This is a genomic window from Amaricoccus sp., assembly GCF_036846665.1.
GTDB lineage: Bacteria > Pseudomonadota > Alphaproteobacteria > Rhodobacterales > Rhodobacteraceae > Amaricoccus.
In genome coordinates this window covers 1-1,899 of sequence record NZ_DAIUBO010000398.1, presented here as the reverse complement: position 1 = coordinate 1,899, position 1,899 = coordinate 1, and the positions used below count along the sequence as shown (strand labels likewise).

1 protein-coding gene and 1 pseudogene are annotated in these 1,899 nt (G+C 70.0%); both read left to right on the top strand.

Annotated elements, in window-relative coordinates; all coding sequences use genetic code 11:
• Positions 1–191: 191 nt before the first annotated feature.
• Positions 192–1,037: pseudogene (gene coxB / locus V7050_RS20780) on the top strand (cytochrome c oxidase subunit II); the annotation flags it as partial.
• 370 nt (positions 1,038–1,407) lie between these two features.
• On the top strand, positions 1,408–1,899 hold a 492-nt coding region (locus tag V7050_RS20775), incomplete at its 3' end, for a UbiA family prenyltransferase (protein ID WP_324411251.1).

Here is a 1,899-nt window from a genome sequence, read left to right as displayed (position 1 = left end):
GGCCGGAAGCGCGGGGAGGATGGCATGAATGGTCTCCGGATCGGTTGGGGCGGGCGACCGAGGTGGCCGGCACGGCAAAGCCGCATCTTGTTCTTCAGGTCCTAATATGGTTCACCTGCCGATGGCTGCAACACAGCCGCATACCTCGCGTCGGGGGGCCGGCGCCGCAGCGGCGGGATGGGACGATGAAGATGACCACACGGATCGGTGCCGCGCTGGGCTTCGCCACGCTCTGGGCGGCGACGGGCGCCTTCGCCCAGGGAGAGCCGACAGGGCTCCCGATAATCGGGGCGCCCGTGCCCGGCGGAACCGGCTACCAGCCGGCCTCGAGCCCGGTCGCCGAGGACATGCACTGGCTGTCGCACTGGGTGCACGGGATCATGTTCGCCATCGTCGTGCTGGTGATGGTGCTCCTGGTGGTCGTCGCGCTGCGGTTCAACCGCCGGTCGAACCCGACCGCGGCGCGCTTCACCCACAATTCCCGGCTCGAGATCGCCTGGACACTGCTGCCGGTGCTGATCCTGATTCTGATCGGCTCCTTCTCGCTGCCCGTGCTCTTCAAGCAGCTCGAGGTTCCCGAGCCCGACCTGACCATCAAGGTGACGGGCAACCAGTGGTACTGGAGCTACGAATATTCCGACTACGAGATGTCCTTCGACAGCCTGATGCTGCCGCGCGAGGATCTCGAAGCGAACGGCTATTCCGACGAATATTACCTCCTGGCCACGGACACGTCGGTCGTGGTTCCCGTCGGCGCGGTGGTCGAGCTCCTGGTGACCGGCTCCGACGTGATCCATTCCTGGACCATCCCGGCCTTCGGCGTGAAGATGGACGCGGTTCCCGGCCGCCTCGCCGAGACCTGGTTCTCCGCCGACCAGGAGGGCATCTATTTCGGCCAGTGCTCCGAGCTCTGCGGCAAGGACCACGCCTACATGCCGATCACCGTCAAGGTGGTGAGCCAGGAGGCCTATGACGCCTGGCTCGACTGGGCGATCGACGAATACGGCGGAACCCGGCCCGAGGCGGTCGCCGCAGCGCCGGCCGCCGGCGCGGCGGCAGCGGCGGAGTCCGGCGAGGCGGCCACCGAGGTCGAGACCGATGCCGCCGCCGAGGCGACCGCGGAGGAGGAAGCCGCCGCGGACGACGCCAATCTCGACGCCGAGGCCGGCGACGCCGAAAGCGGTGCCGCAGCGGAAGCGCCGGCCGCCGCGGCGACCGAAGCGGAAGCGCCGGCCGAGCCCGCGGTCGAGGAGGAGGCCGGCGCCGCCACCGAGGCGACCGCCGACGAGGAGGCCGCCGCCGACGACGCCAATGCGGACGCCGAGGCCGGTGACGCCGAAAGCGACGCCGCGGCCGGAGAGCCCGCTTCCGAAGACGCTCCGGCCGAGCCGGCCCACTGAGGGCGCGATGAGCGACACCGACTGGACCCTCGCGGCGCGGGCGCACGAGCCCGCCTTCGGGGATTACATCGAGCTCCTGAAGCCGCGGGTGATGCGGCTGGTGGTCTTCACCGCCTTCGTCGGCATGGTCTGCGCGCCGGTCGCGGTGCATCCGGTGATCGGACTGGCCTCGATCCTCTGCATCGCGGTCGGCGCCGGGGCGGCGGGGGCGCTCAACATGTGGCAGGACTGGGACATTGATGCGGTGATGCGGCGCACCGCCGCCCGGCCGATCCCCTCCGGACGGGTCGAGCGCGGCGAGGCGCTGGCGATCGGGCTGACGCTGGCCGCCTTCGCGGTGGTGATGCTCGCGCTCTTCGCCAATCCCTTCGCCGCGGGGCTCTTGGCCTTCACGATCTTCTTCTACGCGGTGGTCTATTCGATCTGGCTCAAGCGCGCGACGCCGCAGAACATCGTCATCGGCGGCGCGGCAGGGGCCTTCCCGCCGATGATCGGCTGG